Source organism: Micromonospora sp. URMC 105, from assembly GCF_051386295.1.
GTDB lineage: Bacteria > Actinomycetota > Actinomycetes > Mycobacteriales > Micromonosporaceae > Micromonospora.
The window spans coordinates 1-698 of record NZ_JBPQTL010000216.1 but is presented as its reverse complement, the minus strand read 5'-3'; the positions used below and the strand labels follow the sequence as shown (position 1 = coordinate 698).

General features: G+C 74.1%; 1 protein-coding gene. It reads right to left on the bottom strand.

The features are described 5' to 3' along the window. Nucleotides 1-39 precede the first annotated feature (39 nt). A partial coding sequence (locus tag ACSNN7_RS29015) for a CDP-alcohol phosphatidyltransferase family protein (protein ID WP_436684224.1) occupies nucleotides 40-698 on the bottom strand: 659 nt, incomplete at its 5' end.

Below are 698 nucleotides of genomic sequence, written 5' to 3'. Positions count from 1 at the left end.
CCGCCCCCCCCCCCCCCCTTCTGCGTACGTGCGGGTGGATCAGGCGGTGCGGCGCTGGTGCAGCCAGAGCAGCGGGCCGCTGACCAGGTATCCCACCACCACCAGGGCGAAGGTGAGCCGGACGTCGACCAGCGCGCCGATCACCGGGGCCAGCCAGAGCCACGGCGGCAGCTTGAGCAGCCGGGCGAGCTTGGCGTACGGGAAGCTGGAGACCATCGCGAAGGCCAGCAGCGCCACCCCCGCGATCTGCACCACGGCGGGCAACGGCAGGCCGATGGCGACCGTGAGGGCGAGCACCGCCGCCGCCATGGTGGTCGGCACCCCGCAGAAGAACCGGCCGTCCTTCGGCGAGACGTTGAACCGGGCGAGCCGGATCGCGGCGCAGGCCGCGACGAGGGCCGCGGCCACCGCGGCGGCCGCGGTGGGAGCCGACCCGGCCAGCGAGGCGTAGACCACCACGGGGGCGGCCAGGCCGAACGAGCACATGTCGGCCAGCGAGTCCATCTGGGCGCCGAACGGGCTGGCCACGCCGAGCTTGCGGGCGAGCGCGCCGTCGAGGCCGTCGAAGACGACGCAGGCGATCAGCAGGAGCGCCGCGACCCGGGCCTCGCCGGCCATGGCCACGAAGATGGCGTTGATGCCGAGCATCAGGCTGGCCAGGGTGCAGGCGTTGACCAGCGCGAACTTCATCCGGCGCG